At 39.6% G+C, this 3,801-nt stretch carries 4 protein-coding genes and 4 tRNA genes; 7 read left to right on the top strand and 1 reads right to left on the bottom strand.

The genetic code is table 11. The features are described from left to right. The 5 genes from BACCOPRO_RS01635 to BACCOPRO_RS01610 all read left to right on the top strand — a co-directional run bounded on the left by BACCOPRO_RS01635 (nt 1) and on the right by BACCOPRO_RS01610 (nt 1,792). Nucleotides 1-83, top strand: a tRNA-Tyr gene (locus BACCOPRO_RS01635). Between the two features lie 7 nt (nt 84-90). Next, nucleotides 91-163 (top strand) — tRNA-Gly (locus tag BACCOPRO_RS01630). 34 nt (nt 164-197) lie between these two features. Next, nucleotides 198-280: transfer RNA gene (locus tag BACCOPRO_RS01625), tRNA-Tyr, on the top strand. An 8-nt stretch (nt 281-288) separates the two neighbouring features. After that, nucleotides 289-361 (top strand) — tRNA-Gly (locus BACCOPRO_RS01620). 378 nt (nt 362-739) lie between these two features. Beyond that, nucleotides 740-1,792, top strand: coding sequence for a BF3164 family lipoprotein (locus BACCOPRO_RS01610; RefSeq protein ID WP_008140283.1), 1,053 nt, complete (start codon nt 740-742; stop codon nt 1,790-1,792). Here BACCOPRO_RS01610 and BACCOPRO_RS01605 read toward each other — a convergent pair. Next, nucleotides 1,779-2,768, bottom strand: coding sequence for a hypothetical protein (locus BACCOPRO_RS01605; RefSeq protein ID WP_008140281.1), 990 nt, complete (start codon nt 2,766-2,768; stop codon nt 1,779-1,781). The genes BACCOPRO_RS01610 and BACCOPRO_RS01605 overlap by 14 nt on opposite strands. Before the next feature lie 188 nt (nt 2,769-2,956). Here BACCOPRO_RS01605 and BACCOPRO_RS01600 point away from each other — a divergent pair, with 188 nt between their 5' ends. Further along, nucleotides 2,957-3,199 (top strand): NVEALA domain-containing protein, encoded by a 243-nt coding sequence (locus BACCOPRO_RS01600; protein WP_008140279.1) that lies wholly within the window; start codon nt 2,957-2,959, stop codon nt 3,197-3,199. Between the two features lie 255 nt (nt 3,200-3,454). Then, entirely contained in the window at nt 3,455-3,694 is a 240-nt protein-coding gene (locus BACCOPRO_RS01595) for an NVEALA domain-containing protein (protein ID WP_008140277.1), read from the top strand. Nucleotides 3,695-3,801: the final 107 nt, after the last annotated feature.

The raw sequence follows: 3,801 nt of genomic DNA, 5'->3' as shown, positions 1-3,801 counted from the left end.
GGGCAAATACCAGAGTGGCCAAATGGGGCAGACTGTAAATCTGCTGGCTTACGCCTTCGGTGGTTCGAATCCATCTTTGCCCACTACTTTGCGGAAGTAGCTCAGTCGATAGAGCATTAGCCTTCCAAGCTGAGGGTCGCGGGTTTGAGTCCCGTCTTCCGCTCTTTTTTTTGAAACAAACATTGCAGCAATGCAACGGGCAAGTACCAGAGTGGCCAAATGGGGCAGACTGTAAATCTGCTGGCTTATGCCTTCGGTGGTTCGAATCCATCCTTGCCCACTGACTTTGCGGAAGTAGCTCAGTCGATAGAGCATTAGCCTTCCAAGCTGAGGGTCGCGGGTTTGAGCCCCGTCTTCCGCTCTGATGAATCAGATGGTTATCGAAAGATTTCCATCTGATTCTTTTTTTATCCGTACCCTCTTTCCTCCAGGCACAGCCCTCCACGGACTTCCCCTGCTGCCCCACCCCGGTCAGAAAAACGTCCCGGCGTTTACATCAAAAGCCCGAATTCTTTTCACTGATTCGCCGAAACATTTTTTTAAAAGCCCGCGGGCTTTTTTCAAGAACCACAAGAGCCTCTGTCCTCCCCGGATCATCATGCGGTCGTTGAGACTGAATCGTGCGGTCGATGCGGCTGAATCGACCGCTCGTTGAAGCCTCATCGTGCGGTCGTTTGACTACCGGGAATAACTTATCAGATTATTTCTTAACTTTGCATAATGAAAATAACAAATCAATATGAAAACTTGGAAATTCTCTTTCTTCCTCTTTTGGATAGCTATCGGATTCACAGCTTGTCAGGATTCATCCAAACATATATATCCGAGATACGAACAATTACCGGAAACATACAACGAATCTTGTGTGCAGGAAATCGGGAACGACTCCGTATTTTTCCGTTATCCCTATCGGATCGATATAAAAGATAGTTTGGCAATCCTGCTGGATCTGCATAACGACAGCCATTTCTTATATGCGTTTACGTTTCCTGACTGGCAACCGATTACGCCTTTCGGCAAGCGCGGAGAAGGGCCTGACGAAATCCTTTCGGCCGAAAGGATACGGATCTGTTCGCCGGATTCCATTTGGGTACTCGACTCCAACCGGGCACAAATTACCCGCTGGAAAGTATCTGTTGCCGATAAAAAAGCGGAACGGATGGAAGAGATCCCTTTAGACAAACAACTGCTGCGAACCCTCGACTTTTGCAAAACAGATTCCGGCTTTTTGGTGACAGACTATACCGGGAGTTACCGCTATCATGTACTGGATGCCAAAGGCAGAATCCAAAAGAGCATAGGAAGCATCCCGACCGAAGATGAAAGCCTGCGGGAAAGTTTGCCGGCATTGGCGCAGGCATGGCGTACGTTTATGAGTTATAATCCGAAAAACCAGGTATTGGCTTTAGTGACGCAATTGGGCGAGACGGTTGAGATTTTCAACCTGAAGACTGGTTTCCACACCGTGCTTTTCGGACCGAACGGCGAACCGGTCTTTTCCCAGCAAGGCGGCGAAGCTTTCCCGAAAGGAATCAAAGGATTCAATGAGGTTCTGGTAGCCGACAGTTGCATCTACGCTGTTTTCGACGGGGTTTCGTTTAAAGAACGGATACGGAATATGCAGGAAGGGAAAAAACTGGCCAAAGGAGGGAAATTTGTGTATGTATTCGATCTGGAAGGGAAACCGCTGCGAAAGTTAGTGCTAGATCATTCAGTGTTCGGACTGGCATTACAAGGCGAACGGTTATATACTACAAGCTTGGATAATAATAACCCGGTTATTCTTTATTAAGGGGCACAACATTTAACTCATACCCATTCCTAATTGATCTTATTTCTATGCCAAGAACGGTTACTAATGATTTACGCAAGCGATTTATAGCTTGCCCTATACGTTGCTTATCCACACGAGTCACGCAACTTTCATCTTCATACGGTTCATTATAAATTGATCGGCAAATATCAATGTATCTAAGGAGATGCTTTTCTGATTTCAGAAAGGCTGCCAAATATTTGGTATCCAGGGGAGTTAAATGTATTATTAGGCCTTCTTCGTTTTTCAACATACCATCTGCATGATGAAATATCCAGCCGGTATTATACAAAGGAATACTGGATTCATCTAAATTAATTTTTTGTACAGGAATATCTACCATTTGAATAAATTCTTTTTCCGTTTTTTTTATCTTCCAAACACACCATATAAAAACTAAACAGATAAATAAACAAGTGAAAAAAGACAAATAGCTGTAAGGATGAATTAAAAATTCACACAAAAAGTTATTAGTATAATAGGGAGATAAGACGATGTTTTTCTCCTCATCGTCATTTATAGAAAATGAAACAGAAGGCAATGCTACGGCTTTTTCTATTTGATTCATAGCCCCAGTAAAGGTCGATGTTTTATCAAACGTGCATAATATTTGAACATCCGTCTTGATACCGTTTTCATTCAATAATGCAGAGTAAATGCTATCCAAACGTTCTCTTTTAGGATCACTACGGATTAAATAGTACTGGTCAATCCATTCATCTTTTTCATGTTTAGGAATATTATTATCTGTAGGAAAACTATGAACTTGCTCATTGATCAACCTTTTAATATAAATAGACTTTTCTATTTGTATAGCCTTATCAAAAAGGTTACTCATGGTTTCTTCTCGTTTTTGCTTTTGCCATAAAAATACTATTACAATAAATATCAACCAAAAAAAGACACTACACAAAGAGCCTATTTTACATACCCTTACTTGTTTATTTCTTTCCATTATTACTTTTAGACTGTTGACAAATTGTTGACGACATATAAATTCATTCCGTATAACTTACAAAGTTATAGGCTATTACAACTTTGACAAAGAATATCGCGAAATATAAACAAAATTATTTGGTTATTTAACTTTCAAATCAATAATTTTGCAAAAAATCAAAATGCAATAATAAAGTTTAAAGTCTCATGAAAAAGAAAGCACTAGTTTATGTAGGAATAATCCTTATTTGTGTATGTGGTTTGTACGAATACAAACTTTCTTCAAAGGAGGTAAAGTGGTCTAATATCACATTAGAAAATGTAGAAGCTTTAGCACAAACAGAGGGGAATTATGTTCGCTGTTATAATTATGGCGATATAGATTGCTTAGGGGCAAAAGTTGAATTTAGATATGATTATTATAACGTGGAATGGTTAAAAGACGAATGACCAAACGGAGAGTAAAAAAATAAGGAGTTGCAAACCTATCTACGATTGGCGATCCCGATAAAGTAGCAACTCCCCACACTTGCTCTCCGATTTATTCACTTATAAAGAAAGGAGACAAAGCGCAATGCAAAAGTAGTAATTTATTTCGGAATGGCATACAGAATCTTCTGCCATGTGCAACCACACTTGATAAAAGGTGGATTTATAGAAAGAAAGATTCGTTATTACTTTAAAACATTTTAAATTTTTATATCTATGAAAAAGATACTGTTTTCAGTAGCAGTTATCGCTACAGTCGCTATCGCTGGTTGGAATTACCAGCAGAATAAAGAAGTGGAATTATCTGATCTGGCCATGGAAAATGTGGAAGCGTTGGCACAGGGAGAAATAGAAAATTATTATAACTTCAAGCTAATACCTTACCCGAGTGGATGCAAGATATGTAAAAGAAAGGATGGCTATTGGTGCAATGTCCATGATCAAGTTCCATGTTAAAATCACGTACATCCATTAATTGGGTTTGGAGTATCTAAAATAAGATTTGGAGTATTGAGAAATAATACTCCAGATCTTTACACCAATTAGTAACATCTTTAATATTC

The organism is Phocaeicola coprophilus DSM 18228 = JCM 13818 (assembly GCF_000157915.1).
Lineage (GTDB): Bacteria > Bacteroidota > Bacteroidia > Bacteroidales > Bacteroidaceae > Phocaeicola > Phocaeicola coprophilus.
The sequence above is the reverse complement of the archived record's forward strand: the minus strand, read 5'-3'. Positions and strand labels throughout refer to the sequence as shown.